The sequence below is a fragment of the Hyphomicrobiales bacterium genome, assembly GCA_030688605.1.
Taxonomy (GTDB): Bacteria; Pseudomonadota; Alphaproteobacteria; order Rhizobiales; family NORP267; genus JAUYJB01.
Genome location: JAUYJB010000060.1, coordinates 1 through 25,916, shown reverse-complemented (window position 1 = coordinate 25,916; position 25,916 = coordinate 1). Strand labels below are relative to the sequence as shown.

Sequence of the window (25,916 nt, the reverse complement as noted above, 5' to 3'; positions counted from 1 at the left end):
CCTAGCCCTGCTTCTGGTTCGGTCCGGCAGTCTTCACGAGGCCGGCCATCGCGGGCGCCGCCTCTATCGCCTGCTGCATCTGCGCCTGCTGCGCGGCCTGTTCCTTCAATTCCGCAACCTCGTCCTCCGAGCGCATCCAGTCGGCGGGGATGGCGTTCGTCCACGCGATCGTCGGCATGGCCTTGTCCATGTTGAGATGCATCAGCGGCGTGCGGTCGCCGGTCAGTTCCACGTAGGGCGCTATGATCTGGAGCGTGCGGTTGAGGCCCACGACCTCCTCGGCCCTCTGCATCCGGGCGAGCGGGCTTTCGTACTCGACCTCGTACTCGCCCTCGGCCTCGACCAGTTCGGCCGGCATCGGCGGCAGCAACCCCTGCTCGGCGGCCAGGTCAAGCTCCCGCTCGATCATCGGCCCGGCGCAATCGACTTGCTGGCGGCCGGCGGTCGGGGCGAGCAGAATGCCTTTCTCGCGGACACGCTCCAAAACCTCGGTCGCCGTCATCTGCGGCGTCTCGACGAGGATTTGGAAAAGCGTGACAAGGAACAGATCGTCGATGTCCTTGCGCTCAAGCTGCATCAACTCCAAGCCGACATCGACGCGGGCGTTCTGCCCAAACTCGTGCACGAGCTTCTGCCCGGACGGCGACACGCCGCCGGCGACGAAGTGGCCGGGGCGCAGGCTGAACTTGTCGATCACGCCATCGTCGGCCCCGAGAATGATCGGCTGCACAGCGCGGTGCCCCTGCATCAGCAGGACGCGCTTCTCCTCGTTGAGGGTCTTGATGGCCGGCAGCGCCAGCATGGCGGGCGAGCGGCCGTAGACCTCGCCGGGGCCGGTGACGTAGCGGTTGATCGGAATAGGCCAGGTGCGGTACCCGCCTGTCTCGACCACGTACTTGCTTTCGACGCAGACATATTCCGACGTGAACGGCATCCCCCGATGGTCGAGCGCCCGGCGGTCGCGGGCCTCGTTCGGCATGATGACGTGAATGAACTCGAAGGTCGGCCGCTCGCTACGCTGCCCGACCGGCTTCTCGTATTCCCTCTTGACCGCCTGAGGCAGCTTGTCGAGGTTGCCGTCGGGGGCGAACATCTCGACCGCCTGCCTGGCGGTATAGAAAAACGACCGAATGGCTGTCGTGATCCGGCCCTGATAGTCGGCCATGAAATAGATGCGGCCAAGGTGGATTGGCGTATAACGGAACCCGCGCTCGCCTTTTTCGCGCGGTTTTTCGACCCGGAACTGCCCGGTGCCGAAGGCGCCCATCGACGTGTAGCTTTCGTGCTGGATCGTGGGGTAGTTGGCTTTGGTGGAGTAGCGCAGCCGGAACAGCGTGTCGGTAATGTCGTCGAAATACTGCCGAACCGGCAGCGACTTCATCAGCGTCTTGTCGCTGGCGCGTAGCCGGTGCCAGCGCGAATTGCGCGGCGTGCTGATGCTTTCCATGACCGCCGCGAACCGCTCCAGCCCCTTAGCCGGCCCGGCATCGAGGATACGGTCGGTGCGCTTGCTGCCCTCCGGCAGCGGATGGCCGAAGAAATCGCCCATCTGGCGCGGCAGAATGCGCTCGGCGATCTCCAGGCAGTGCGCGTCGAGTTCCGAGCGCATCGACTTCGCCTGGTTGTAAAGCTGCACGAGCCGATAGCCGCGAGTATCCTGCGGCGTCGTGCCCTGCGCGGCGGAGGTCGCATAAGCCATGTAGCCCTCAAAACCCCGTCAGATAGGTCGTGGACAGCAGCCGCGAACGCAGCAAGGCGCGCGGGGCCTTCCAAACGAGGCGCAATAAACACTCGACCCGGTAGGCCAGGGTGCGCTCGTATTCGGCCTTCGCCGCCGCTCGGTATTGCGCCGCTATGCGCCGGCGGCGCACCGACATGAAGCGTTCCGTGCCGTCCATTACAGCCCCAGCAGCTTCGCGGTCGTCGTGAGCGGGTCCGGCAGGCCCATGCCGCCGGCGCGCACCGTGGACTGATAGCCGCCGGATTGTGCGGCCAGGAGCCGGGCGGACGTAGTGGCGGCGGCGGCCGCCTTCTTGTCCTCGGCCCGCGGCGCGGGCGGCAGGGGGGTCGGTTTGGCTTTCGAGCCGCCGAAAATAGACATCTTCCCGCCTTCCTAAAAATATCGCGATAGGATTATCCTACCACGTTGAACACGTCGTAGTCCACATCTTTCGCCACCGTCTGCCGGCGCAGGCGGTGGGACGCAAGATCGGTGCGGCCGACGCGCCGCGCGAACGTGAGGGCCAGGGCGTCCGCGTCGTCAGGGCTATGAAGGCCGCGGCGGCGCATGTCCCTCTTGCTTTCGATATAAAGCTGCATTTTCAGTGTGTGATCGTAGTGGGGGCCGATCAAGTCGCTAAACAGCCTCTCGTCATCGGGCAGCGCGCCACCCTCGATCATCCACTGCTTCATGTCCGCCCACATCTCCGCTTTCTTATCGCGGAACTTCAACCTGTTGTCCGCGGGCGGCCCGGCGTTGACCGGAATAATCCTGTACCCCAATTGCCGCAAGATGTCGGCAACACCTTTTCCGACGCCGATCTCGTCGACAAACACGGCGTCCGGGTTCCAGGCGTCTATCGCCTCGGCGACCTTCGTGGCCACCGCGATGCTATCGCCGGTGTCCAGGCGAATAGGCGGGATCGAGCGCGCGTCGAGGCCCTTGCGGAAGCGGATGACCGTCAGGTCCCCTCCCCCGACCGCCACGTCGACGCCGGCGATAAGAGGCGCCCCGTCATCTTTCGGCGGTGTGGGCCGGGCGACCGCCTCCCGCACAAGCTCGGCGGGTATAAACTGCAATGCGTCGGAACGCGGGAACTGCCCTAGCACCCGCTTGCGGGCCTCGTTGCTGTCGACCCCGAACATACCCAGAACTTCCTCAAGGTACCCCTTGTTGCTTACCCGTACCTCGCGGCTGTCGACATTTGTTGTCCACCAGTATTTGCGATATTTATGGAAGCACTCGAAAAAATACCCCTCGTTTTTGGTGGGGTTTCCAAACTTGAACCAAAAAGGCTCCCCATCCGTGAACGCGCCCGTGATAACCTCCGAAATCTGATCGTCGATACCCGACGCTTCGTCCTCAATGACCACGACGGCGCCTCCGGCGTTGTGGAGGCCCTGAAAGCCCTCGGTGCGGTCCAGAGACCAGGTAATCGCGTTAAACGTATAGTGGCGACGCTCCCCCTCCGACACGCGCAAGCTGTAGAACTGCGTCGCCGTCCACTTGAACCAGTGCCTGTTGATCGCAAGCCCGTGCCACTTGGCAAGCTCCGGCCATGTTTTCGTGCGAAGCTGGACTTCCGTCATGGCCGTGACGACGCCGCAGCATTTATGGCGCGTCGACATCAGCCACATAATCAGCCAGGCGACCGTCGCCGATTTGCCGACCCCGTGGCCGGACGCCACGGCGGAGCGGAATATTTTCAATTCCTCGCCGCGATCGGCGCGCGACAGGTTTTGCAAGGTGTGCTCGGCCAGGGCCGCGAACAGCCTGCGGGTCCACTTGTCCGGGCCGTCCGGGTATTTTTCGAGCGCGGTCCCCTTTTTGCCCCACGGGAAGGCGAACAGAACGAACCCGAGCGGATCGGTGTAGAAGCGCCCGAACTGATCCGCCAGCTTGCGGTCGAATTCCTGCTGGTTCACTGTAGCACCCTGGCGGCCAGGATGCTGAGAACGAGAAGCGCGACAGCGCCCGCGAGGAGCGCCGCAAGGATGCCGGCTACGAAACCGAAGAAGAACAGGATCATGACGGTATCCATTTTAACGGGTGTTCGCCGGGTCCGCAACGGTTTTCGGATCGCGGCCGGGAAAGCGCACCGGCGGTTACGCTTTAGAAGGCCCTTCCGAGGGGCTCAGAGGGGCCTTGGACGGCAAAGCGCGGTTCCGGGGCGGGAAGGGCGGGGCCGGCGGTTTGGCGGGCCTCCGGGTCTGTCTGCGGGTAAGCGGGATATCGCCCCCTTTGCCAAAACTTTGCCCCCCCCGCCCCCCACGCCCCCCTTCGCCAAAACGAGAGCGGGGGCGGGTCGGCTGATTAGCTATCAGTCGGCCCTTCGCCCGAAAGGTCAACTAGTTCAGTGGCTTGCGAGTTAATCACCTTGGCTTGGTCGCCAGCTGGTCGCGGGATGCGGGCGATGGCCTCTTGCAGCACGGCTGTGAGGTCGGCCGCGTGCTTATCCTCGCCCTGCGATTTATCGCCGTATTTCTGAGTGCGCTTAGCGAGCAACCAGCGCCAATTGGTGCTCAACACGCCAGCCATTCCGGCATCGCGGCAGTATCTGTCGACGTGTTGCAACCTGTCGGCCAGCGCCTCGGCGCCGGTTTCCTTCGCCTGCAAAAATTCTTGGTGTAACTTGGGGTCGCCCCGATAAGTGTCATAGAACGCACTGGGCGAAATGTCTAACTCCTGACATACCTCGGTCAGCGTGTCGCCCAAAGCGATGCGCTCGCAAACGAGGCCGAACAAACCACTAACGATGAGGGCTTTGGTCATGGCCTCTATGATACGCTTTTCTAACCACGATTGCAAACGGGCTTGACAGCCTGCGCTTGTTGTGATTAGAGTTGCGAACCATATAAGGGTAATCGGATCACAGAGGAGATTGAGACATGACCGATATCCGAGACTTCGAGAAACACGATCGAGTGCAAACGCATCCGGCCACGAACGCCTGGATGCAAGGCGATCGTTACGGAAACGTCGTCCATGTGGGACGAAAGCTCGTCTATGTAATCATGGACCGCAGCAACAGGTTCCGCGGGTTTCTTCCCGACAATCTCGTGAAAATTGACAACTAGCCTCGCGCCCTGCCCGGCCAGTGCCGGGCAGCACAGGAAGCTAGACCAAGGAGACTGAGACATGACCTGGATATTCGTCGCAGCGTTTCTTGAGGCCGCTCACCCGGTCATTATACACGATCTGCCGACAAAAGAAATGTGCGAGCAATTGGGTAGCGAACTGACCGCCAACGCGGAAAAAGGCAAAGACCTGGCGAACCGGCTGCGCGATGCCCTTCGCGCCGGCCACGCCAAACCGCATTACACTTTAACCGGCTGGACGTGTTTCAAAGAAGTGGAGATTTAGCCGTGTTTTACCGAGTGCACCTTAACGACGAGGCGCCGGCGATCGGCTCCGGCCGGCGCACGGTCTACGTGGAAAGCATCGGCCCCAAATACGTGCGGCTGCGCTGCCCTTACACCTTCGCCACGGCCCGCCTTGCGCGCGGCGTGTGGGACAAGGAGCTCAGGCCAATCGAATACCGGCCTAACATGCCCGCACTTGCCGCCGCGGCAAATCGGCGCCTGGCGGATTGCGGGCGGGAAATGACCGGCACGCTCGAGGCGATGTTGAAATTCGGCCATGATGGGAAATTATGATTGTGCGCGGCAAGCCGGACGATGCGAAGCGGTAAACACCTCCACCACCACCACCGTCCTGCGCTTATAGCAGGGTACGGACGTGACGGCGGGGCCTACTTGGTGTTGGTGTTCGGTATTTACCGCACAGCAAAACAGCTATGGAAAATTATAACATGTCCTGGTATGAAAAAAAGCACCTCGATCCGCGCGACATCAAAATAGCCTTTCGCCGACACGGCGACGAAGCGCTGTGGTTTATGCCTCCCCGGAGCAACCCCGAGTGGATGAACCTTCGGCTCACGCTGCACGGCAGGGGACGAAAGCGCTATTACTACCTCGGTTGGAACGGCAAACGTCTGGCGCGCGGGCGCGACTTGGCGTTTTTGGCGGATAAACACCCTGATGTTTTGCAATGGGTAGAAGCCGGTCTTCGTGAGAAATGGAGCGGCGGGCAATGGCGCCCCTTGCTTATTCCACCAAATCGTGATACGAAAATCTGACCTTGGAGCGAAAAAGGAGATACGACCATGAGCAATGCCGAGTATCAAATGCCGCTGGCGCGAGAAGCCAAAGCGCTTGGCCGCCAGACCGGCTTGCGGTGGACAGCTTGCAAAGCTTGGATGCAGCACGCCGGCATATCCGGGATTATCGACCTTAAAGACCGATATCCCGGCGCCGAGCACGCCGAATGCATGACCAAGGCGGCAGAGGAAATCGAAACCTACATATTGACCCGCTAAGACCTAAAAGGAGATACGACCATGACCCTACCATTGATAACACCTCAATTGCTACGTGAGATGGGCGCCTGCGAAAATACGGTCAAGCGTTTGGAGCAGGTATGGCCGAACGGCGCCAAGCCGACTCTGCGTAACCTGCGGCGCGCGCAGCGCCTCAATGCCGATCTGGATTGGTTCGCCAACGAGTACTTGCGGGGCAGCGCCTTCCATGCGTACAGCAAAGCGGTGGCCTCCGCCCGGAAGGCGTACGAAGAAGCGGTGGCTCCCGCCGGGAAGGCGTACGAAGAAGCGGTGGCTCCCGCCTGGAAGGCGTACGAAGAAAGGGCGAAAGACACGTTTGTTTTGTCCGATCGCGGATGGCAAACTTTGATCGAGTGCGGCGCAGACCTCACGGGAATTAAGTTGCCGCGCCGTTTTGCGATCCCCGCCGGTACGAAAATCTGACTTTGGAGCGAAAAGGAGACTAAGACCATGACGACGAATAGAAGCTTGCGCCAGTGGGCGCGCGACCGCGCCGAGGCGCGCATCGCCATGCACGCCTTCGACCTGGCCGCGGCGGCCTATGCCGGCGCGATCGTGTTCGCCGCCTTCCTGTTGTTTTTCGCGGCGTAGGTGACGCGCCTTTAGCCGGGCGCCTCCGACTGGCGTCCGGCTACGGCCGCGGCATTCGCGGAACATGGAATGGAGCAAACCCCAATGAAGTATGACGAAAGAAAATGGCGCCCGGTCGTTTATGCGCCCGGCGAAAGGCACTGGTACGTGGCGCGGCGGATTGCCGGGCGCAAGGAAGTGCGGCAAAACAAGTGTGGGGGCTGCCTCCGGTGGAGAAGTTTCAAAACCGCGCAGGCAGCGGCCGATGCCGCCAACCAGGAAGCCAGCGGGGATTGATCGGCCTGCCCCTACAAATCATAACTTTCATTACTTTCATAGCGTGAAAGTTATGCGCTATTATGCCGCTCGCGTATGAACGTAAGGAGACAGACGAATGAGACGGATTAGAAGCGCTCGGCTGTTGCTCGGCGTTGTCGCCGCGGTGACGGCTCTGGCTATACTGGCTTTTATAGGCGACCCGCATAGCCCGGTGACCCGCGCGTTGATGGCCGGCACGGGCGCCGCTTGGTTCGCGCTTGTTGCGTCGGCGGCGGGGGCCGCCGGGCACTGGCTGATAAGCAGATTTTAGAACTCTTGCCAGCCGGGATTTTACGACCCGTCCCTTTACTGGCCTTCTGTCCTGATCCACAGTACCGGCGCCGCCGAGCGCACGACGACGCCGCCCACCATAAGGTCGCCCCGGAAGGCGTGGAGCAGATCGTATCTGCCGCGCTCGATGCCGCGCCGGATTGCACACACGTAGGCGCCCGGCTTGTCGCCAACCTCGACGACGCACAGCCGGCCGAGCGTGTCAGCATCGACCGCCCGCGGGCGCGCTGGCTGCTCGTAGAAAAGGGCCCAGCCGTGCATCCAGTCGTGACCAGTCCCCGCCGTCTCGAAGACCACGGCGCGCAGCGTGCGCGTGAGCCGGAATTGGCTGGGCGCCGCCACCCGCCGCGCCGCCGTCTCCGGCGTTATCCGGTCCATCTCGTCGACGGTGCCGATAATTTCCACGTCGCCGTCGCGCACCGTGCCCGGCGTTTCCGCGCCGAGTCGTTTCAGAAGCTCATCCGGCGTGGTATCGAGAAACTGCGCCAGACGCGGCAACTCCTTGTGAGACACCCGGCGATGGCCGGTAAGGATAAGCGAGAGGGTGTTGGGGCTGCGCTCTAGAAGCTTGGATACCCGGCGCTGCGAAAGCCCTAAATCCCTTATCCGGTCTTGAAACCACTTCACGTCGATCAACGGCACGTCCGCCTCCCCTGGTTGCATTATTGTACCGGCGCCCTTTATATACTATCGGGCGCGATTGCGCAACGTATGGTTATCGGGTTGTTAACAACTTTTTTCTTGCATCGCGGTTCGATTTGTGGTGCAGTAGATGGGTCTGGCCGTTTCATGAACGGCACCGCGGAGAGGCGATATGACAAAAGAGAACGCTTCCGGCGCCCCCGCCCCGTGCGACGAAACATGGGGCGAATGGGCCTTTTCCTTCAAACGGCACTACGAGCAATTCGGCTTCGGCATCTACCGCTACGCCGGCCTCGGCATCGCGGTCGCCAAGCTCGGCTGGCATGTCGCCGTGCTTACCTGCCCGGTGCGCAGATGATCGCCGTGCTCGGGATCGACCCCGGCGTAAGCGGCGCCCTGGCTTGCGTCGACGAGCACGGCGTCGTGCAGGCGATGTACGACATGCCGGTACTCCAGGCGGAAGGGGCGCGTGGCCGCCGGATCGTGGATGGTCCGGCCCTTATACGGCTTCTTCGTAGAGAGCGGGTATTCTTCTCGGCTTGCAATTTCCGTGCGGTACTTGAGAGCGTACGTTCGATGCCGCGGGACGGCCACGTCGGAGCGTTCTCGTTCGGGCGCTCCTTCGGCACGATCGAGACCGCCCTTGCCGCGGTGGAAGTCCCCTTTGTGCCCGTCCGGCCACAGGTCTGGAAGAAAGCTCTGTCGGTGCCGGCCAGCAAGGACGGCGCCCGCGCGGCGGCCTCCCGGCTGTTGCCGTCCGGCGCCTCTATGTGGCCGTTGAAAAAGCACGACGGCCGGGCCGAGGCCGCCTTGATCGCCTATTATGGAGTGCGCCATGTCTTCCCAAAGATATGACCATGATGATTCTGAAATCGTACCGCAGGCGGAAAACACCGCCGCCTACCCCGACGACAATCCCAAGACGGTCTTCGGCTTGGCGAAGCCCGGCCTGTCGGCCATACCGCCTGTCGCCCTGCTGGAATTGGGGCGGGCGATGGAGTGCGGGCGCCGCAAGTACGGGCTTATGAACTGGCGCGGCAAGCGCGTCTCGTCGTCGGTCTATTACGACGCCGCCCTGCGGCATTTGCTGGCCTGGTGGGACGGCGAGGACATCGCCGCCGACAGTCATATTCTCCATCTCAGCCACGCAATGGCGTGTCTAAGCATCCTTATCGACGCTAACGTGAGCGGCGCACTCAACGACGATCGGCCAATGCCCGGCACGGCCGCGGATTTGATTGCGGTGCTGACCGGGGAGGTCTCCGAATGAGCGCGTCCAGGCACTCGGCCGGGTTTACCCTCCCGCCTGAGATGCCGGGCATGAAGCAGATGGCGAGCGGAGCGATGGTCGATCTTGGCGCGGCGTCGCCCGAGCAGGTCGACTTCGACGACATCGCTATTGCCTTGTCCTTGATATGCCGTTTCAACGGCGCCCTGAGCAGCCCGTGGATGTTCTACTCGGTCGCGCAGCACAGCGCTCTGGTGGCCGACCTGCTGCCGCCAGACCTGGCCGTTTACGGGCTCCTGCACGACGCCCACGAGGCGTATTTCGGCGATGACATCACGCCGAAGAAGCGCCTGTTGAAGCGGTTTGCGCCGGTCGAGGCGTGTGCCTTGGAGATGTACAAGGAGCAGTGGGACTACGCCATATGGATGGCAGCCGGGATTGATCCGCCTACGCCCGGCATCCGTGTGCTTGTCAAGAACGCCGACCTCGTTGCGGCTGCAACCGAACGGCGCGACCTTCTGTCGCGGCCGAAGGCGCCGGAACTAAAGGCGCACTGGGCCAGCCTGCCCGAGCCGGACGCCAGGGAAATCGACCCCCTGCCGCCTTGGGAAGCCTGTGAGGATTTCCTTCGCCGATTGTGGGACGCGGGCGTGAAGCAATGAGCGCCTACCGCTTCATGGACCGGAACGCGGCCGACGATTACGCCGTGCATCTCAACGGCTCGATCGAGAGAGCCGGCCTGCGCGGGGTTTATCGTGCGTTCGCCGATCCTCTGCCGGGGTCGCTCGACGGCAAGCGGGAATACGGCGTGCGTCTTGAACACCGGCTGAATTCGGGCGCTAACCACTGGTTAGACCAAGGTTTCATAACCCGGCTCTTGGAGGAGGTGTGATCGTGCTCAAGCTCGACCCCTACCAGGAGACCGGCGTTGCTTGGCTTGCCGGCAACAAGCGCCCGGTCCTGTATCTGGCCGACCAGATGCGCGTCGGCAAGACGCCGCAGGTCGCCGCCGCGGCCGGGCGCATCGGCGCCAAGCGCGTGCTCGTGATCTGTCCCGCCATCGTGCGTCCGAACTGGCTTGCTGACTTCGTGCGCTTCGGCGCCGGCGTTAGCGAGGCCAACACCGTGCTGATCTACTCGGCCAAGGATGTCGAGCGCGTGACGCCGGAGACGCGGCTGATCGTGTGCAGCTACGATCTTGCCGGCGCGCCCGACGTGTTCTCTAAGCTCTATTCGTTCGGCGCCGTGTACGGTTTCGACCTGCTAGCGCTCGACGAGGGGCATTTTCTCAAGGACAACCGCGCCAAGCGGACGCGCGCCATTCTCGGCCCCAAATGCAACGGCGACGAGGGACTGGCCGGCTGCGCGCGCCGGACATGGTGGGTCTCCGGTACGCCGATGCCGAACGACCCCTCGGAACTGTTTCCGTTCATGCGCCAGGCGGGCCTGTGGCCGAAGTCGAAGACCGACCTCATAAGCCGCTATTGCTTCGGCTTCCACGATGGCTACACGTTTAAAATCACCGGCGCGAAGAACCTGCCGGAATTGAAGCGCCTGCTGGCCCCAGTCACGCTGCGCCGGCTGCGCGGCGACGTATCCGAGGCCGGCCTGCGCATCGGCGCGCTGACGATCGAGCCGCGCGAGGTCGACCCCCTGTCGCCGGTACTTAAACGGCTGGCGAACGAGGAGCCCAAGCATTTCGAGCTTATACAGCGGCACCTGGAGACCGACACGCTCGACCGTCTTCCGATCGAAAGCGCGTCGACCGTGCGGCGCCTGGTCGGCATTGCCAAGGTCGCCGGCACGGCCGAGATCGTGAAGGCGTCGCTCGATGCCGACCCCGGCAAGAAGATCGTCGTCTTCGGCATTCACCGCGCGCCGCTGCGCTACCTGCGCGGGGCGCTCGACGAATATAAGCCGGTGCTGATTTTCGGGGGCATCGCGGCCAAGCGCCGCGAGAACCTGATCATGTCGTTCAGACAGAACCGGAACCGACGCGTGGCGCTCGCCAACATCCGTGCCGCCGGCCTCGGTATCGACCTGTCCGCCGCCGACGAGATGTACATTTTCGAGCCTTCGTGGACGCCCGTCGACAACGAGCAGGCGCTTTCCCGCATCATCGACGTGCGCCGGCCGTGCGTCAAGGAGGCGTGGTTCATCGGCCTCGCCAGTTCGATCGACGACGCCGTGACGCGCGTCTGCGAGCGCAAGGCCCGCGACATAAAGAGCTTGTTTTCCGCTGTGTGACGTGATACGGAAAATGCACCGCGACTTTTTAATCTAACCGCTAAAGGAAGAGATAGCCATGAAAGCGACCATTAATCTGGAAATCGAAAGCGGCGAAGACCTCGCCCTGCTGGCTCGGCTGATCGACAGTTGCGGTCTGACGGCCGCCGAAAGCGTTGTGGAGCCCGCGCCGAAGAAGCCGCGCAAGCCGCGCGGCAAGAAGGCCGAGGAAGCGCCCGCCATCCCGCGCGAGACGGTGGCCGAAATACCTGAGCCGGAGCCGGACGACGCCGAGGTCGTCACGCGCGAGATGGTGGCGCACGAGCTTCGCAAGTTCATAACCGATGCCGGGCAAGAAGGCCCGCGCAAGGCGCTCGACGTATTGAAAACGTTCGGCGTCGATCGGTTCGACCATCTTCCCGAGGAAAAGTACAGCGGCTTTTTGTCGAAGCTCCGGCGGGCATAGAGGAGTTCGATAGATGAATGACCTGACCGCTTTCCGCAGAGGGCGTATCGAAAAGTTACTGTATGAACTCCGTCACGAAATCGGGCGGGGCATGTTGGAGCACGAAATCGACGAGCGCATGGGCTTCCGTTTTTATGTGCCGCTTAGTCGGATCGTCCCGGACGGCGTTGTGTTCTGCGAGTTTAGAACCTTTCCGATCCATAGAAGTGAGATGGGCGCGGAAGACGCCGGGCCGCGTCTGCGGTTGGTGAAGTCGGATTTGGAGGAAAAGGCATGACCGGCCACAAGCAGCGGGCGCACGCCGCGCTTGGGGCGTCCGGTGCCCACCGCTGGATGAACTGCCCCGGCTCGGTGCGCATGTCGGCCGGCATCGAAAGCCGGTCGAGCGTCTATGCCGACGAAGGCACGGCCGCGCACATGCTTATCGAGCGTTGTTTCGACGTGGGGTTGTCGCCGTTCGATCTCCTAGGCAGCGTCGTCGATGTCAACGGCGATTGCGCGGCTGCGCGGATTTTGAAAAAAGGGTCGCCGCTTGTCCCCGGCCGCTTCGAGATTACCGAGGAGATGGCCGAGGCCGTGCAGATTTTCATCGACACGGTGTTGGCCGAGACCGCGGCGGAAGGCGGGGCGGTTCTGGAAGTCGAGAGCCGGGTATCGCTCGGCGAGGATATGTTCGGCACCGCCGACGCGACGGTTTGGCTGCCGAAGTCCAAGGCGCTCAAGGTTTTCGACTTCAAGTACGGTGCGGGTGTGCTCGTCGAGGTCAAGGACAACCCGCAACTGATCTATTATGGCGAAGGCGCTTTAATGGAGCGCGTCGGCATGCCTATTTCCAGTCTGGAAATCGTCATCGTCCAGCCCCGGATGCCGCACGACGACGGCCCGGTGCGCCGCGCGACGGTCGACCCGCTGACCCTGCTCGACTGGTCGCTGCAATTCCAGGAGGCCGCCGCGCGCACGCGCGACCCGGACGCACCGCTGGTGCCCGGCGACTGGTGCCGCTGGTGCCCCGCCGCCGGCGTCTGCCCGGCGCTCGCCGAGAAGGCCCTGGCCGTGGCGCGGCAGGACTTCGACCGTCTCGACACCCTGGAGATTACGCTTCCGGTGCCCCGGCACATGACGCCGAAGCAAGTGGCGCGGGCTATGGACGGTTTCAAGCTGCTGGAGGGCTGGATCACGAGCGTTCGCGAGCACGCCTACGACGAGGCGCGCGCCGGGCGCTGCCCGCCGGGCTGGAAGCTCGTCGACAAGCGGCCGACGCGGCAATGGGCCGACGAGGAGCGGGCCGAACGCATCGCGGCCAATATGTGCGTGACGCGGGCCGACATGTTCACCGAGCCCAAGCTGAAATCCCCGGCGCAGATCGAGAAGCTGGTCGGCAAGAAGGATTTTGCCGCCCGTCTCGCCCCGCTCGCCCCGCCTGTTTCGTCCGGCATGACGCTGGCGCCGGAGGGGGACAAGCGGCCGGCCGTCCTCCTGATCGAGGATCAATTCGAGGCTTTGGACGATACGATTTCAGTACACCGGAAGGAAAAGGAACCCACACCATGACGCAATACCAATGCAAGAAGCTTGACAACGGCAACGTGCGCACCTGCGAAGTGCGGTTGTCTTTCCCGAACCTGTTCAAGGCCGTCTCGCGGGACGAGGACAAGGTGCCGAAGCGCTCGGCCGCCATCCTGTTTCCGCGCGGCGCCGACATCGCCGTGCTCAAGCAGGCCGTGGCCGACTGCGCCAAGGAGACGTGGGGCGACAAGATACCGAAGGGCCTGCGCCTTCCCTTCCGCGACCAGGGCGAGAAAGACTTCGAGGGTTACGAGGAGGGCTGCGTTTTCTTCAACGCCTCGTCCACGCAGCGCATTCCCGTGGTCGACCGCAAGCTTGAGCCGATCGTGGACGAGGAAGACGTGTATCCCGGCATCTGGGCTATCGTCACCCTCCGGGCGTTCCCCTACGGCAGCAAGAAGGGGTCGACCTTCTCGCCGGGTATCGGCTTCGGCCTGCAAGCCGTTCAGATCGTCAAGGACGGCGAGCGTTTGGGCGGCGGCCGCGCCGATCCGAACGAGGAGTTCGAGACGCTGCCGGACCTGGAGGAAGGCGAAAGCGCGGACGCCGTGTTCAACGGCACCGGCGTCGAAGACCCGTTGGCGGCCCTCGGCCTCGACGATTAACACCCGTTATGATCGTGAAGCCGGGCCTTTATAATCGGTTGACCGATCTTCTGGTCGATCTCGATCTGGCGCCGCTCGACGACCGCGAGCGGCGGTTCGTCGATCTCATATCCGCCGCCGTGGAGATGCGCCGGCGCCGCCTCGCGGTGACGCCGGAGCATTGGCGCGAGTTGTTGCGCATCTGGCGCCACTACTACGGCCCCGACGCGCCCTATTTCTAGGACGCCGCGGATGCCCGCCTATTACAACGAGGTCGATCCTTACGCCGCGGCGTGGTTGAAAAACCTGATCGCGGCCGGGCACCTGCCGGCAGGAGACGTGGATGACCGGGACATCAGAGACGTTTGCGCCGCCGACCTTCGGGGATACGGCCAATGCCATTTCTTCGCCGGCATCGGTGGCTGGCCCTACGCGCTCCGGCTCGCCGGATGGCCCGACGAGCGCCCCGTGTGGACCGGCTCCTGCCCTTGTCAACCTTTCAGCGCGGCAGGCAAGGGTGCTGGGTTTGCCGATGAGCGGCACCTGTGGCCGGACTGGTACTGGCTCATTGCCGAGCACGGCGCGCCTGCAACGATTTTTGGAGAACAGGTTGCGAGCCCGCTTGGGCGCGAATGGCTGGCCGGAGTACGCGCTGACCTGGAAGCATTGGGGTATGCCGTCGGGGCCGCCGATCTGTGCGCTGCGGGCGTCGGCGCTCCGCACATCCGGCAACGGCTGTGGTGGGTGGCCGACGCCGACAGTCGGCAACGCGACCGGATCGCAGGCGGCGAAGGAGGCGAGCGCAACGGGCAGGCGGCCGGATGGCAGCAAGGCGACGGTGAGCCTGAATGCGGTAGGGAAGTTGGCGGGGTGGTCGACCCCACAGGCGCACGACACGACCGGGCGGTCAAAGGGCCAGAAGGAAATTCACGGAACGAAGCACGGTTGCGCCTGTCTGGTGCGGGATGCGGACAAGATCGACACGAATTCTCCGGCCCGTCTGACGGCTTCTGGCGAGATGCTGACCGGCTCCTCTGCCGGGATGGAAAGTGGCGGCCAGTTGAGCCCGGCACATTCCCGCTTCTTGATGGGGCTGCCTTCAAGCTGGGATCGGGCAGCGCCCTTGAAGGCAAGTCGCGGGTCGGCATGTTAAGAGCTTATGGAAACGCGATAGTGCCTCAACTGGCAGCAGAATTTATCGCGGCATTCATAGAGGCTACGGGCTTGCTATGACGGTGAAGGTTCACTCCGATTTCGAGACCCGCAGCACGGTCGACATCAAGACCGCGGGGGCCGACGTGTACGCCGAGCACCCGTCAACCGATATCTTATGTATGGGTTATGCCTTCGACGACGAGGAACCGCAATCGTGGGCGCCCGGCGACCCGCTGCCTAAACGCCTGTTCGCCGCCTTGGAAGCCGGCGCCAAATTTGTCGCCCACAACGCTTATTTCGAGCTTGTCATCTGGCACGAGATCGCGATGCGCCTCTATGGTTTCCCGCCGCTGAGCCCCGACCAGTGCATCGACACGATGGCGATCTGCTACGCCCACGCCCTGCCGGGTTCTCTTGCGGCTGCCGGCCCGGCTATCGGTCTCGCTACTGGCAAGGACGATGAAGGACGGCGCGTCATGCTCAAGCTGTGCAAGCCCCGGAAGGCGCACGAGGACGGCACGGTCGAATGGTGGGAAAAAGACGATTACCCCGAGCTATACGAGCGGCTGTACGAGACCTGCAAAAAAGATGTGCGCGACGAACGCGAAATAGAGAAGCGCCTGCCGGCCCTGAAAGCCTCCGAGCAGGAGCTTTGGGAAGTAGACTTCCGCATCAACCGCCGCGGGGTGCCGATCGACCTGGTTTCCGTGCGCCGCGCCCTGGCGCTTGTGGAGCGCGAGGCCCGCGAGGGCAACGCCGAATTGCGCCGGATCACCGGCGGCGCCGTTCCCGCCGCCACCAACGTTTTGAAGCTCGGCGCTTGGCTGCGCAAGGAGTTCGGCCTGCCGGTGACCAGCCTGACGAAGGCCGACATATTCGAGTTATTGAATATGGACGGCCTGCCAAACGCGGCCCGCCAAGCGCTGTCGATACGCCAGTCGGTCGGCAAGACCTCGGTCAGGAAGCTCCAAGCCGCGCTCGAATGCACGTCCCCCGATGGCCGGGCGCGCGGTCTGCACCAGTTCCACGCGGCGTCGACAGGCCGGTGGGCGGGCCGGCGCATTCAGACGCAGAACCTCCCCCGCCCGGCGAAAGACGTGGATGTCGATTGGTGCCTCGACATGCTGGAGCGCGAGGACGCATACGAGGCAATTTCCCTCGTGCACGGCGGCGTAACGGTTCCGCTGTCGTCGAGCCTGCGCGGCATGATCGAGGCGCCGGAGGGGATGAGGCTGATCGCCGGCGACTTCTCCGGCATCGAGGCGTGCGTACTGCCGTGGCTGGCCGGCGAGCAATGGAAGCTCGACGCGATCCGCGCCGTGCACCGGGGCGAGGGCAAGGACATGTACCTCGTTGCCGCCGAGGGTATTTTTGGGGACCGGATCGACGATAAGGGCGACCCCCGGCGGCAGGTTGGCAAGGTGTCGGAACTGGCGCTCGGGTATCAGGGCGGCGCCGGCGCTTTCGCCAGCATGGCCGCTGGCTACGGTATCGACGTTGAAGAAATCCTGCCGCTCGTATGGCCCTCCTCCTCGCGCGAGCGGCGCAAGGCGGCCTTGCTGTCGTGGCGTTCGCGCGGCAAGGCCGCCGGCCTCATGTCGCACCGGGCATGGGTTGCCGCCGAACTGGTCAAGATACCGTGGCGCGAGCGGCACCCGGCGACGGCCGCTTTCTGGCGCGATATGGAGGACGCGGCCGTTCACGCCGTCGAGCGTCCCGGATCGATTACGCAGGCCGGAGCGCACATCGCTTTTCGTAAGGCCGGCTCTTTCCTGTTCATGCGGCTGCCATCCGGCCGCTGTCTCGCCTATCCGTACCCGCAACTCGTGCGCCGCGAGATGCCGTGGAAGAACGACGACGGCAGCCCGGCCACGAAGATCGCGCTGACCTACTTCTCGAAGATCGACGAGAACCGCAAGAAGAAGATCGTCCCCGACCGAAAGAACGGCTCCCGGTGGGCGCGGGTCGCCACCTACGGCGGCGAGTTGGCCGAGAACGCGGACCAGGCCGTCGCGCGCGATCTGCTGGCCTCGGCGATAAAGCGCCTGGAGGCCGCGGAATACAAGACCGTCATGCACACCCACGACGAGGTTGTGTGCCTGGTGCCGGAGGGCGAGGGAACATTGGCCGAACTGCTGAAAATCATGTGCGTTCTTCCTGCCTGGGCGAAGGGCTTGCCCGTTGCCGCAGACGGGTGGGAAGGCGCGCGCTATCGCAAGTGACGAAAGGAACAGAACGATGATCGACGATCCCGACGAGATGCCTGGTTTCCTCGACCGCGCGGCCGACCCGTTGGCCGATGTCGTGGGCGACGCCCTGAACACCGGCCCGGTCCCGGAGCCGGAGCCTGAACCCGTCGCTATAGGCGGTAACTCCGGCGTTGCCGGCGAGCTATTGCGCGATGTCATCGAGCGCATCGAACGCATGGAGGAGAAAAAGAAGGACATCGCCGACCTTATACGTATCCTCTACTACGAAGCCAAAACCGAAGGTCTGGATGTCAAGACGATCCGCAAGGTGGTTAGTCTGCGCAAGCAGGACGCGGGGAAGCGCGCCGAGGAGCAGGAGCTTCTCGACCTTTACCTGTTCTCGATCGGCATGGCCTGAGCATGAACCGCCCGCTGCCAACAAGGCTGGCGGTCGCAAGGAACCTTGCCGAACGTGGCCTTCACCTGTTCCCGGTGAAGCGCAACGGCAAGGCTCCGGCTATATCCGCTTGGCAGGAAAAGGCCACGACGGACGAGGGCATGTTGTCACGGTGGTTCGGCACAGGCAACCCCCATAATATCGGGATCGCCACAGGGAAAAAGCTTCCTGATGGTCGCTACCTGCTGGTCGTCGATTTGGATTGCAAGCGCGGCGTCGACGGCGAGGCCAATCTGCGCGCCCTCGTCGGCGAGCTTGCCGTGACATTTACTGTCGGCACCCCAAGTGGCGGAAAGCACCTGTACTTTGCCGCCTCCGAACTCGTCAAGAGCACGGCGGGCGTCTTGGCTCCGGGGGTCGATATCAGATGCCGCGGCGGTCTTGTCGTGGGGCCTGGCAGCACCATAGACGGGCGGCCTTATCGTGTTCTGCATAATACGCCACTTGCCTCTGCCCCGGCGGCCCTGATCGATGTCATAAACGCCACGGCCACGGCAGCCAAGCCGGTGAAGCTGGAGAGCTCTGTGGAGCTTGACACTCCGGCCGCCCTGGCCGTGGCGGAAACATACATTGAGGAGGCGGCCCCATCGATCGAGGGCCAGGGCGGGAATGATAGGGCGTATAAAACGGCAGCACATCTGCGCGACCTGGGCATCTCGGAATGGATGGCCGCGACGATGATGCTCGGCACTTGGAACAAGCGATGCGAGCCGGAATGGTCGCCGGAAGAACTGGATACGATCTGCCGTAACGCCTACGCCTACGGGCAGAATAGCCCCGGCTCGGCGTCCGCTGCCGCCGAGTTCGATGTCCTGCGGGATGCCGATATAGCGCGCATCGGCAAGCCGGCAATCAAGTCCGTGCGCCTGCACCCTATCGAACAATTTGCCGCCGATGCCCTGCCGCGCCGGCGATGGGTGCTCGGGCGCCTGCTGATGCGCAACAAGCTTTCAGTTCTCGTCTCCCCTGGCGGCGTCGGCAAGTCGACCCTGGCGCTCGCCGCCGCCGTGTCCGTGGCGACCGGGCGCGACCTGCTCGACATGACGGTTTACGAGCCCGGCCACGCGATCGTCGTCAACAACGAGGACGACGAGGAGGAGATGCTGCGACGCCTTGCCGCCGTCCTGCAACGCTTCAAGGTGGCGTGGGGGGAGATCGAGGGCCGGCTGACGATCTATTCGGGCGCCAGTAGCCAGCGGTTCCTGGTCGCGCGCCGGGTCAAGGGCGGGCAGCTTCGCGTCGCCCCGGACGTAGAGATGCTGACGCGGTACTGTCTGGAGCATCGCGCCGCGGCCGTGTTCGTCGACCCGTTGGTCGAGACCCACGAGGCCGACGAGAACGATAATGTCGACATCAACCTGGTGGCCCGGCTGTACCGCGACATCGCCATGAATGGCGACACGGCGCTGATGCTGGTGCACCACAGCCGCAAGCCGCCGCAGGCGGCCTCCTCGGGGCACGCCGGCAACGCGGATAGCAGCCGTGGCGCGTCGGCGCTCCCGAACGCCAGCCGGATCACGGCCACGCTTTACGGGATGGACCAGGCGGACGCCAAGATATACGGCGTTCCCGAGGACAAGCGCTTTAGGTTTATGCGTCTTGACGACGGCAAGCTGAATTTCTCTCTGAGCGACGGCAAGCCCTCGTGGTTCGAGAAAGAGAGCGTGCGGATCGGCAACGGCGACGAGGTGGGCGTGGCGGTCCCGATCCGGCTGATCGAGCGCGAAACGAATATCGAAGCGATGGCGCTGAAACTCGTCTGCGCGCTGCTCGCCGAGGGGGGCGGCTCGGTGGCGCTGCACACCGCCTCGGAGCGCCTGGCCGATGACACCGTGTTGGAGTTGAGCCAGTCGACGGCCCGGCGCAAGCTTGTGGCTCTGTTGAAGGACGGGGCTTATTTCGACGGCTGGCGCATCTGGGTCGAAGGTGACGGCAACCAGCAGAAAACAATTCGCGGCGAGCGCGACGAAGGGGCTTGACACGAAATTATAACCGCGCTATGTAAATCGTACCGGAATGGATGGAGATTTGGAGGAAAGGAAGATGGCTAGGGTTTGCAAATTCAAACCGAAGAATTGTGCGGTCTGCGGCAAGGAATTTATGCGGCGGACCAATAACGCCAAGTATTGTTCGGAGAAGTGCCGCCACGAAGCATGGAAAGGGCAGGGGCGTCGGTGGGCTGCGGCGAACTCGGAAAAAGCAGGAATATACTTTCGGCAATGGGCCGCGGCGAACCGGGAAAAGTTGGTGGAATACGGACGCCAATATCGCGCGGCGAACCGGGAAAAACTGCTGGAAAAGGGGCGCCAATATCGCGCGGCGAACCCGGAAAAATGTCGTGAACAGGCCCGTCGGCGGCGTGAGATGAACCCAGAAAGAGACCGCCGCCAAAGCGCTATGCGCATCGTGGCAGCGGCTTTGTTTAATGCGGCGCGCAAGGCCGACCAGGAGTACATCGAAAAACTAATCGTGGAAGAAATGCAAAGGAAGGAGAGACTGACATGCAACCCGGATTGAACACAGGCGAAATGGGGGCCAAGCGCGCTTCTTACGAGAGCGGCCCCCGCAAGTTGCTGCGTCTGCTTTTGGAAAATCACCCTGCGATGGGGAAAACCGAAGCGATTGAGGTTTTCACAGAAGCGGTATTCCCGGAGAAAGCACACCGCGCTATCGAGCTTGCCGACCACATTGTGTATATACTGGAGTGGTGGTGCGCAAACGAGTACGACCGTCTCGTCACGGAGCCTAAAACTAAGCTGCCGCCGGCTACAGCCAAGTGGCTGGACTTGGAATACGCGCCCGACGATGCCCCGAACGGCAACGGCAGCGCCGCCGTGGTGCGCGGGGCGCCAACGCGCCCGTATAAGCCGGTAGACCGCAAAGTGCTTAAGGCCCAAGAAAAGGCGCGCGAGGAATTAGCGGCTAGCTTCGCCAAGCATTTCGGCTTGGTGTCGAGGCAAACGGTCATGCCCAATGGCAAGGCCGCCGGTGAGTGCACTTCCGCCGAGATGTTCATTTTTGCCAGGGCCTACGGCAATAGGGGTGCTGTTTGCGTGCGCCTCGCCCTGGCGGGAAAGGCGACGCCGGACACTCCGCTCGGCAAGGTTATACCCGACGACGCGCAGTGGCAGCGCGTCGTGAGCACCGACTGATGACCCGACGCATCCTCGACGAGCCGGTCCCGCACGGGGACCGGCGCCTCACCACCAAGGAAGTGGCCGAGCGGCTGCGCTGCACCGAGCAGGGCTTGGCGAACCAGCGCTCGCAAGGGCGCGGGCCGCGCTACATCAAGCTGCCGAACAGCCGCGTCCTTTACCCGGAAAGCGAGATATTCGCATACGAGATGGGGGTTGCGCGGTGACCCGCCGCGCCCCTCCCGTTCCAGACGACCCGCTCGAATATATCTGGCAAGAGGGTTACACCGCCGGCCTGCGTGCGACCAATACGCGACCAGGGGCCGCCGCCGCTTCACCCACGCAAGACCCTAAGCTATTGAAAAAGCTGGTACAGCCGGTGGGGCTCGAACCCACGACCTCCTGATCCACAGTCACACGAAATAACCTAATCAGTCATAATTTCGTATCGCCGCTCTTGCATTCCCGCGGTTTTTCCTATACGTTGAGCTACGCAGGCATACCATATCGGTGCGACCTGTGTGCGACCAGGAGGACCGGGAGAATGACCACGGACGAAAAAGCGACCATAGCGCGCGTCGCCGATTACCTCGACGCCTTGGAGCAGAAAATCGTTTTGGCGGCGGACGAGGGCGTGCTGATTATGGACTTCGCCGCCCCGAGCGCGGTGGCCGAAAAGCTGCGGGGCCTTCTGGCGGGAGGCACAGCGAAATGACCCTCACCGCCAAAGAGCTCGCCGCCCTTCCGCCGGGCGGCGTCCTGCGGGACGGCGAAGTGCTGGGCCTGCACGTCCGCGCCTTGCAGACCCGCAAGAGCTTCTATCTCTATTACCGGAGTTCGCTCGGCGAGGAGCGCAGGCCGAAGATCGGCGATTGCTCCGTGCTGACCGTCAACGAGGCCAGGCGCATCGCCCGCGAGATGCTGTCGAAGGTGGCGGCGGGCCAAGACCCGGCGGGCCAGCGCCGTGCCGGCAAGGCTGGCGCCACCGTGGCCGAACTTGTCGGCCATTACCGCGAGACGCAACTGCCGAAGAAGAAATCCGCCCGCAACATTGGCCTGCTCCTCGAAGGGTACATCCTGCCCGAACTCGGGAGCCGCAAGGTCGCCGCGCTCGACTTGGACGATGCGGAGCGCCTGCACGCCCGGATAAGCCGGACAGCGCCGATCCAGGCGAACCGGGTGCTCGCCACGCTGTCGACGCTCCTGACCCTGGCCGAGCGGCTGCGCCTGCGCCCTATAGGATCGAACTTCTGCCATCTGGTCGAGCGCAACCCGGAAAGGCCGCGCCGCCGGTATCTGGTGCCTGGCCCGGAAGCGAAGGCCATTGGGGAGGCCCTGGGAAGGCGCTGGCGGGGTTCTCAGCACGAGGCGGTGCTATTCACCTACTTGCTGCTCTTAACCGGCGCTCGCGTCTCCGAGATCGGCCAGGCGCGCGGGGAGTGGCGCCGCGGCGACCTGCTGGTCCTGCCGGAGCACAAAACGTCGCGCACGGCGGGGGACAAGATGGTGCATCTGCCGCGGCTGGCGATCGAACTGCTCGACGATCCCGAGCGGGGGCCGCACGCCCGCCCCGGCTACCTTGTCGGCGTCGCCAGTCCGGTGAAGCTGTGGAGGGCCGTGCGCAAGGAGGCCGGCTGCCCGGACCTGCGGCTGCACGATCTGCGGCATACGTTCGCCTCGTTCGGCGTGGCGGCCGAAATCGCGCTCGATACGGTGGGAGGGCTTCTAGGCCACGCGCGGACGCAGACTACCAAGCGTTACGCGCATTTGCTGAACGATCCCGCCTCGGCGGCGGTTAACCGGATTGCCGGCGGCGTCGCCGAGGCGGTCCATATCGAGGGAGTAGACAGGTAGGGCTAGTTGTAGCCCTGATCGCCGCCCTTGTCGCCATGATCGCCGGAGCCGGTTTTCTGGCCGCTGTGGACGCTTCCGTTGCCGCCGGGATTGCCAGACCCGCAGGCATTCTCCGGGTCGGGGCAGATCGTCGGGCCGCCGCCGAATAGAAAACCGATAATCGAAAGTGTCGCAAGAAAGCTCATAGTCTCATTCCTTTTGCTGGTGATGAAGTTATGTTTACTTTTTACGTGGCCTAGCGCCGCCAAGACAATGTTCCCCAATTGTGATAGCCTCGGCCATCCCGTTGCTGCCTGGGAATAGATCAATCAGTTCGTCAGTATGTTTCCAGTTTAGGAGGCCGAGCACCCACTGATTAAAACGCAGCGGTTTTACTCCGCAAAGACCTTTTTTGAGCGTAATGTTTTCAGAAAGATGGTCGCGGCAGGTAGGGTCTTGCCTAGTGCGTTTGCGCCCACCTACGACTAAGACCGGCTCCCAAGTATATGCCGTCCCGACGTTCGGCTTAAAAATAGCAAAGGGCTTTACCCAAACGCAGACCCGCGCCAGCGGAGCCGCGGCTTGATAAACAGGCAGGGAGGGCGCGGAAAGCGATACCGCCCACCCATCGGGGTAGTCCGTTTGTAGCCGGCTAACTAAATCTGCGTGGGCCGCTTCGTCGTTCCATAAGCGCGCGTCAGGATGATCGTACCTGGCGCCGCAGCCAAGATACGGCGGGTCGGCGTAACAGAACTTCATTGCTCGAACACCGTGACCCACGGGGGCAATTCGCCCTTGCCCGCGTCTTCGGCGTAGACTTCCCATCTGCTCGTGATGCCGTATTTCGGATGCACGAAGAACAGCGGTTGCGACGGCGTGCTCGGGGGCGCCCGCAGGACGTTTTGGGCATACTCGTCGAAGCCTTTAAGGCTATTGCAGACGATCGCCCTCGGCAGCCATAGCTGCTGGTGGTAGTGGCCGACGAACAAAATGTCGAAGTCGCGGCCCGCCGACATCTGCTGTTGGCGGGTCTTGATCTCGCCGCGCATGATCGGCCCGATAGCCCCGATCATGCCGTCGCCGCCGCGCGCCCCGAGCATGTCGCCGTGGGCCAGCAAAAACCGCTTGTTGAAAACGCGGAACAGGACGACGTTGCTGGCCGGAATGTCGAAGACGATCCGCTTGTCGTCCTTGAAGTGCCGGGCGAGCAATTGGTAAATAAGCCAATCGAAGTTCTTATAAACATATCGTTTATGCTCGGCCTTGAACGTATTGCGGCCGTGGTTGCCAGCGACGGCGGGGACGTAGACCGCCCCGAACTCGTCGGCCAGGGTCTCGATAGCCCACACGAGGAGGTCTAGCACCTCTAGCGTGGCCGGGATGTTTTCGTACTCGTCTGTTTTCGCAAGCTCTGGGTGGATGCCGCCGGATACGAAATCGCCGACCAGGGCGAGCACGATGCCTGGGAAGCTCTTGACGTGGTGGTTGCGGCACAGGTTGACGACCGAGGACACGATCCGCCGAACGCGCTTTCGCGCGATCTCCGGGTTGTATTCGTTGATGCCGTCGGTCTCGTCATAGCTGACGATTTCGCCGAAGTGCCAGTCCGCCAGCCCGAGCACCGGAACCTCCGGCGAGCCGCCGTTGTGGCGCTCCTTGCCGACGAGCCACTTGGGCGGGTGCGCTGGCGAGGCGACGATGCCGCCTATGATTTCGGCGATAGCCTCGTCGGCGGCCGTGGAGCGGTGCGCGTCGGCAAGCGCCCTGCGCAGCCGGCCTACCTCGTCGCGCAAGGAGACGATCTGTTTGTCCTTGGGCGACCCGCCGAGCGCAACGGCGGTTTCCCGCGGGCTCGTGGGGCCGCCGGCCAACTGGCGCTTGATTTTCCGAACGGTCTTTACGTTAACCCGTTCTTCGTTGGCGATCGTCTTGGCTAAATCGCCAGCGGTTATGCGGGCAATCACGGTGGCCCGCTTCTCCCCCGACAGCGGAGGGAACGCTTTGCCGGTCATCGCGCTATGCCTGCACGATCTTGTCGCAAAGCGGGGCGACCGGAGCGGCTATGGCAAGCGAGCCCCGCACACCCGGCTGCCCGGCCACGCCGACGATTATGCCGACGATCCGGCCGGTGTCGGAGTTGATGATCGCCGCGCCGCTCAGTCCGGGAACGACGCCCGGAGCGGCGAACACGAAGGCGAAAGCCCACGGGCCGACAGAGGGCGCGGACACGCTGCCGATTATGCCGGCCGTCTCGACGACGATCGGGAAGTTCAATGGGTATCCAGCCGCCGTGGCCGGCGTGGCGCGCTCAAGGGCACCCTCCTCGCAAGCGAGGGACAGGTAGGGCGCGCCTTCCGGCGCGGCAATCCGCAAAAGGGCAAGGTCCAGCGACGCGTCGATCCAGACCACGGCCGCCGGCAGAACCTCGTCGCTGCCCGAAAACCGGACGGTCAGTTCGGCCTGCTCGTTACGCGCGACATGCGCGGCCGTCAGCACGAGGCCGTCGCCAAGATAGGCGCCGGAGCCGTGCGAGCCCCTTGCTGTATCCGCCACGAGCACCGCCGCGTCGGCCGCCGATACCCGCGGCTGCGGGGCGTAGGTCAGGACCATCGTCGCCGTAACGATCAAAACTGCCAGCGTTATGTCGCGCCACCACATGCGAAGAACCTCCGGTCTTTCGTGGCGCCTCCTTTTAATCTCCAGGGTCTCCCACCCCTATTGGCCGAGCTTCCATTTAAAAGCGGCCCAAAGCATTGCCAGTGCGCCGACCACGACGACGCTGACGATCGTGCGTATTCCGGTTTTCCCGATCGCGTCGCGCGTCTGGCGCAGCGACCTCAGATAGGACAAATCCTTTCTAACCTCGATGAACTCGGCGGGCACCTGCGGGTCGATCCCGAGGCGCAGCAGAACCCGGTCGACCGCCGCCTCGGCCGCCATCTTGGCCGCCTCGCGGATCAGGCGCGTATCTTCTCTTGCGGTTCGGGGCATGGCTACGCCTGCGCTATGCCGGAGAGGGAGTGGAGAAGATCGAACATGGCGGCGATCTTGGCAGCGCCGGGATCGCCTTCATAGAAGAGCATCGCTCCAAGCGGTCCTGTCCAATTTCCAGCGCCGGAAACATTGCTACCTATGGTA

The 25,916-nt window shown here is 63.3% G+C and carries 39 protein-coding genes; 29 read left to right on the top strand and 10 right to left on the bottom strand.

Annotated elements, in window-relative coordinates:
* Position 1: 1 nt before the first annotated feature.
* From Q8P46_06945 to Q8P46_06925, 5 genes are all read right to left on the bottom strand, one after another.
* Entirely contained in the window at positions 2–1,699 is a 1,698-nt protein-coding gene (locus Q8P46_06945) for a portal protein (GenBank protein ID MDP2619901.1), read from the bottom strand.
* Between the two features lie 7 nt (positions 1,700–1,706).
* Positions 1,707–1,898 carry a hypothetical protein gene (locus tag Q8P46_06940; GenBank protein MDP2619900.1) on the bottom strand — a complete coding sequence of 64 codons (192 nt, stop codon included), beginning with the start codon at positions 1,896–1,898 and terminating at the stop codon, positions 1,707–1,709.
* Positions 1,898–2,101 carry a hypothetical protein gene (locus tag Q8P46_06935; GenBank protein ID MDP2619899.1) on the bottom strand — a complete coding sequence of 68 codons (204 nt, stop codon included), beginning with the start codon at positions 2,099–2,101 and terminating at the stop codon, positions 1,898–1,900. The genes Q8P46_06940 and Q8P46_06935 overlap by 1 nt, the downstream gene beginning before the upstream one ends.
* A gap of 32 nt (positions 2,102–2,133) precedes the next feature.
* Positions 2,134–3,645 carry a terminase gene (locus Q8P46_06930; protein MDP2619898.1) on the bottom strand — a complete coding sequence of 504 codons (1,512 nt, stop codon included), beginning with the start codon at positions 3,643–3,645 and terminating at the stop codon, positions 2,134–2,136.
* A gap of 388 nt (positions 3,646–4,033) precedes the next feature.
* Positions 4,034–4,492, bottom strand: coding sequence for a hypothetical protein (locus Q8P46_06925; GenBank protein MDP2619897.1), 459 nt, complete (start codon positions 4,490–4,492; stop codon positions 4,034–4,036).
* Positions 4,493–4,608: 116 nt separating this feature from the next.
* Here Q8P46_06925 and Q8P46_06920 point away from each other — a divergent pair, with 116 nt between their 5' ends.
* The 9 genes from Q8P46_06920 to Q8P46_06880 all read left to right on the top strand — a co-directional run bounded on the left by Q8P46_06920 (position 4,609) and on the right by Q8P46_06880 (position 7,278).
* Positions 4,609–4,797, top strand: coding sequence for a hypothetical protein (locus Q8P46_06920; protein ID MDP2619896.1), 189 nt, complete (start codon positions 4,609–4,611; stop codon positions 4,795–4,797).
* 61 nt (positions 4,798–4,858) lie between these two features.
* Complete coding sequence (locus Q8P46_06915) at positions 4,859–5,083, top strand: hypothetical protein (GenBank protein MDP2619895.1); 225 nt, start codon at positions 4,859–4,861, stop codon at positions 5,081–5,083.
* Positions 5,084–5,085: 2 nt separating this feature from the next.
* Entirely contained in the window at positions 5,086–5,376 is a 291-nt protein-coding gene (locus Q8P46_06910) for a hypothetical protein (protein ID MDP2619894.1), read from the top strand.
* Positions 5,377–5,531: 155 nt separating this feature from the next.
* A complete protein-coding gene (locus tag Q8P46_06905) occupies positions 5,532–5,858 on the top strand; it encodes a hypothetical protein (protein ID MDP2619893.1) in 327 nt (108 codons plus the stop codon).
* Between the two features lie 27 nt (positions 5,859–5,885).
* The gene (locus Q8P46_06900; GenBank protein MDP2619892.1) at positions 5,886–6,098 is read left to right on the top strand and encodes a hypothetical protein; all 213 of its coding nucleotides are present in this window, start codon (positions 5,886–5,888) and stop codon (positions 6,096–6,098) included.
* Between the two features lie 21 nt (positions 6,099–6,119).
* On the top strand, positions 6,120–6,542 hold the full coding sequence (locus Q8P46_06895; protein MDP2619891.1) for a hypothetical protein: 423 nt from the start codon (positions 6,120–6,122) through the stop codon (positions 6,540–6,542).
* Between the two features lie 27 nt (positions 6,543–6,569).
* Positions 6,570–6,710: a hypothetical protein gene (locus Q8P46_06890; GenBank protein ID MDP2619890.1), complete on the top strand. Its 141-nt coding sequence runs from the start codon at positions 6,570–6,572 to the stop codon at positions 6,708–6,710.
* An 84-nt stretch (positions 6,711–6,794) separates the two neighbouring features.
* On the top strand, positions 6,795–6,986 hold the full coding sequence (locus Q8P46_06885; GenBank protein ID MDP2619889.1) for a hypothetical protein: 192 nt from the start codon (positions 6,795–6,797) through the stop codon (positions 6,984–6,986).
* Between the two features lie 97 nt (positions 6,987–7,083).
* Positions 7,084–7,278: a hypothetical protein gene (locus tag Q8P46_06880; GenBank protein ID MDP2619888.1), complete on the top strand. Its 195-nt coding sequence runs from the start codon at positions 7,084–7,086 to the stop codon at positions 7,276–7,278.
* Positions 7,279–7,313: 35 nt separating this feature from the next.
* On the opposite strand, the gene Q8P46_06875 is transcribed toward Q8P46_06880, so the two are convergent.
* Positions 7,314–7,940 (bottom strand): helix-turn-helix transcriptional regulator, encoded by a 627-nt coding sequence (locus tag Q8P46_06875; protein ID MDP2619887.1) that lies wholly within the window; start codon positions 7,938–7,940, stop codon positions 7,314–7,316.
* 172 nt (positions 7,941–8,112) lie between these two features.
* Here Q8P46_06875 and Q8P46_06870 point away from each other — a divergent pair, with 172 nt between their 5' ends.
* The 20 genes from Q8P46_06870 to Q8P46_06775 all read left to right on the top strand — a co-directional run bounded on the left by Q8P46_06870 (position 8,113) and on the right by Q8P46_06775 (position 22,799).
* The gene (locus Q8P46_06870) at positions 8,113–8,298 is read left to right on the top strand and encodes a hypothetical protein (protein MDP2619886.1); all 186 of its coding nucleotides are present in this window, start codon (positions 8,113–8,115) and stop codon (positions 8,296–8,298) included.
* Positions 8,295–8,795: a hypothetical protein gene (locus Q8P46_06865; GenBank protein ID MDP2619885.1), complete on the top strand. Its 501-nt coding sequence runs from the start codon at positions 8,295–8,297 to the stop codon at positions 8,793–8,795. Before Q8P46_06870 ends, Q8P46_06865 begins: the two co-directional genes overlap by 4 nt.
* A complete protein-coding gene (locus Q8P46_06860; GenBank protein MDP2619884.1) occupies positions 8,776–9,210 on the top strand; it encodes a DUF5664 domain-containing protein in 435 nt (144 codons plus the stop codon). The genes Q8P46_06865 and Q8P46_06860 overlap by 20 nt, the downstream gene beginning before the upstream one ends.
* Before the next feature lie 50 nt (positions 9,211–9,260).
* On the top strand, positions 9,261–9,830 hold the full coding sequence (locus Q8P46_06855; GenBank protein MDP2619883.1) for a hypothetical protein: 570 nt from the start codon (positions 9,261–9,263) through the stop codon (positions 9,828–9,830).
* Positions 9,827–10,060 carry a hypothetical protein gene (locus Q8P46_06850; protein MDP2619882.1) on the top strand — a complete coding sequence of 78 codons (234 nt, stop codon included), beginning with the start codon at positions 9,827–9,829 and terminating at the stop codon, positions 10,058–10,060. The genes Q8P46_06855 and Q8P46_06850 overlap by 4 nt, the downstream gene beginning before the upstream one ends.
* Positions 10,061–10,062: 2 nt before the next feature.
* Complete coding sequence (locus tag Q8P46_06845; protein ID MDP2619881.1) at positions 10,063–11,415, top strand: DEAD/DEAH box helicase; 1,353 nt, start codon at positions 10,063–10,065, stop codon at positions 11,413–11,415.
* A 58-nt stretch (positions 11,416–11,473) separates the two neighbouring features.
* Positions 11,474–11,860, top strand: a complete 387-nt coding sequence (locus Q8P46_06840; protein MDP2619880.1) for a hypothetical protein — start codon at positions 11,474–11,476, stop codon at positions 11,858–11,860.
* A gap of 13 nt (positions 11,861–11,873) precedes the next feature.
* Positions 11,874–12,137 carry a hypothetical protein gene (locus tag Q8P46_06835; protein ID MDP2619879.1) on the top strand — a complete coding sequence of 88 codons (264 nt, stop codon included), beginning with the start codon at positions 11,874–11,876 and terminating at the stop codon, positions 12,135–12,137.
* On the top strand, positions 12,134–13,411 hold the full coding sequence (locus Q8P46_06830) for a DUF2800 domain-containing protein (protein MDP2619878.1): 1,278 nt from the start codon (positions 12,134–12,136) through the stop codon (positions 13,409–13,411). The genes Q8P46_06835 and Q8P46_06830 overlap by 4 nt, the downstream gene beginning before the upstream one ends.
* Positions 13,408–14,031: a DUF2815 family protein gene (locus Q8P46_06825; GenBank protein MDP2619877.1), complete on the top strand. Its 624-nt coding sequence runs from the start codon at positions 13,408–13,410 to the stop codon at positions 14,029–14,031. Before Q8P46_06830 ends, Q8P46_06825 begins: the two co-directional genes overlap by 4 nt.
* Before the next feature lie 8 nt (positions 14,032–14,039).
* Positions 14,040–14,252, top strand: coding sequence for a hypothetical protein (locus tag Q8P46_06820; protein ID MDP2619876.1), 213 nt, complete (start codon positions 14,040–14,042; stop codon positions 14,250–14,252).
* Positions 14,253–14,262: 10 nt separating this feature from the next.
* Positions 14,263–15,243: a DNA cytosine methyltransferase gene (locus tag Q8P46_06815; protein ID MDP2619875.1), complete on the top strand. Its 981-nt coding sequence runs from the start codon at positions 14,263–14,265 to the stop codon at positions 15,241–15,243.
* Positions 15,240–17,387, top strand: a complete 2,148-nt coding sequence (locus Q8P46_06810; GenBank protein ID MDP2619874.1) for a hypothetical protein — start codon at positions 15,240–15,242, stop codon at positions 17,385–17,387. Before Q8P46_06815 ends, Q8P46_06810 begins: the two co-directional genes overlap by 4 nt.
* A gap of 139 nt (positions 17,388–17,526) precedes the next feature.
* Positions 17,527–17,772 carry a DUF2312 domain-containing protein gene (locus tag Q8P46_06805; protein MDP2619873.1) on the top strand — a complete coding sequence of 82 codons (246 nt, stop codon included), beginning with the start codon at positions 17,527–17,529 and terminating at the stop codon, positions 17,770–17,772.
* Positions 17,773–17,774: 2 nt separating this feature from the next.
* Entirely contained in the window at positions 17,775–19,790 is a 2,016-nt protein-coding gene (locus Q8P46_06800; protein ID MDP2619872.1) for a bifunctional DNA primase/polymerase, read from the top strand.
* A gap of 49 nt (positions 19,791–19,839) precedes the next feature.
* On the top strand, positions 19,840–20,328 hold the full coding sequence (locus tag Q8P46_06795) for a hypothetical protein (protein MDP2619871.1): 489 nt from the start codon (positions 19,840–19,842) through the stop codon (positions 20,326–20,328).
* Positions 20,313–20,963 (top strand): hypothetical protein, encoded by a 651-nt coding sequence (locus Q8P46_06790; protein MDP2619870.1) that lies wholly within the window; start codon positions 20,313–20,315, stop codon positions 20,961–20,963. Before Q8P46_06795 ends, Q8P46_06790 begins: the two co-directional genes overlap by 16 nt.
* Positions 20,963–21,172 carry a helix-turn-helix domain-containing protein gene (locus tag Q8P46_06785; GenBank protein ID MDP2619869.1) on the top strand — a complete coding sequence of 70 codons (210 nt, stop codon included), beginning with the start codon at positions 20,963–20,965 and terminating at the stop codon, positions 21,170–21,172. Before Q8P46_06790 ends, Q8P46_06785 begins: the two co-directional genes overlap by 1 nt.
* A 317-nt stretch (positions 21,173–21,489) precedes the next feature.
* Positions 21,490–21,660, top strand: coding sequence for a hypothetical protein (locus Q8P46_06780; protein MDP2619868.1), 171 nt, complete (start codon positions 21,490–21,492; stop codon positions 21,658–21,660).
* Entirely contained in the window at positions 21,657–22,799 is a 1,143-nt protein-coding gene (locus Q8P46_06775; GenBank protein ID MDP2619867.1) for a site-specific integrase, read from the top strand. The genes Q8P46_06780 and Q8P46_06775 overlap by 4 nt, the downstream gene beginning before the upstream one ends.
* Positions 22,800–22,801: 2 nt before the next feature.
* Here the strand turns inward: Q8P46_06775 and Q8P46_06770 are convergent, their stop codons facing one another.
* From Q8P46_06770 to Q8P46_06755, 4 genes are all read right to left on the bottom strand, one after another.
* Entirely contained in the window at positions 22,802–23,047 is a 246-nt protein-coding gene (locus Q8P46_06770; protein ID MDP2619866.1) for a hypothetical protein, read from the bottom strand.
* A gap of 486 nt (positions 23,048–23,533) precedes the next feature.
* A complete protein-coding gene (locus Q8P46_06765; GenBank protein ID MDP2619865.1) occupies positions 23,534–24,790 on the bottom strand; it encodes a hypothetical protein in 1,257 nt (418 codons plus the stop codon).
* 4 nt (positions 24,791–24,794) lie between these two features.
* Positions 24,795–25,436, bottom strand: coding sequence for a serine protease (locus Q8P46_06760; protein ID MDP2619864.1), 642 nt, complete (start codon positions 25,434–25,436; stop codon positions 24,795–24,797).
* A 57-nt stretch (positions 25,437–25,493) separates the two neighbouring features.
* Positions 25,494–25,769 (bottom strand): hypothetical protein, encoded by a 276-nt coding sequence (locus Q8P46_06755; protein ID MDP2619863.1) that lies wholly within the window; start codon positions 25,767–25,769, stop codon positions 25,494–25,496.
* Positions 25,770–25,916: the final 147 nt, after the last annotated feature.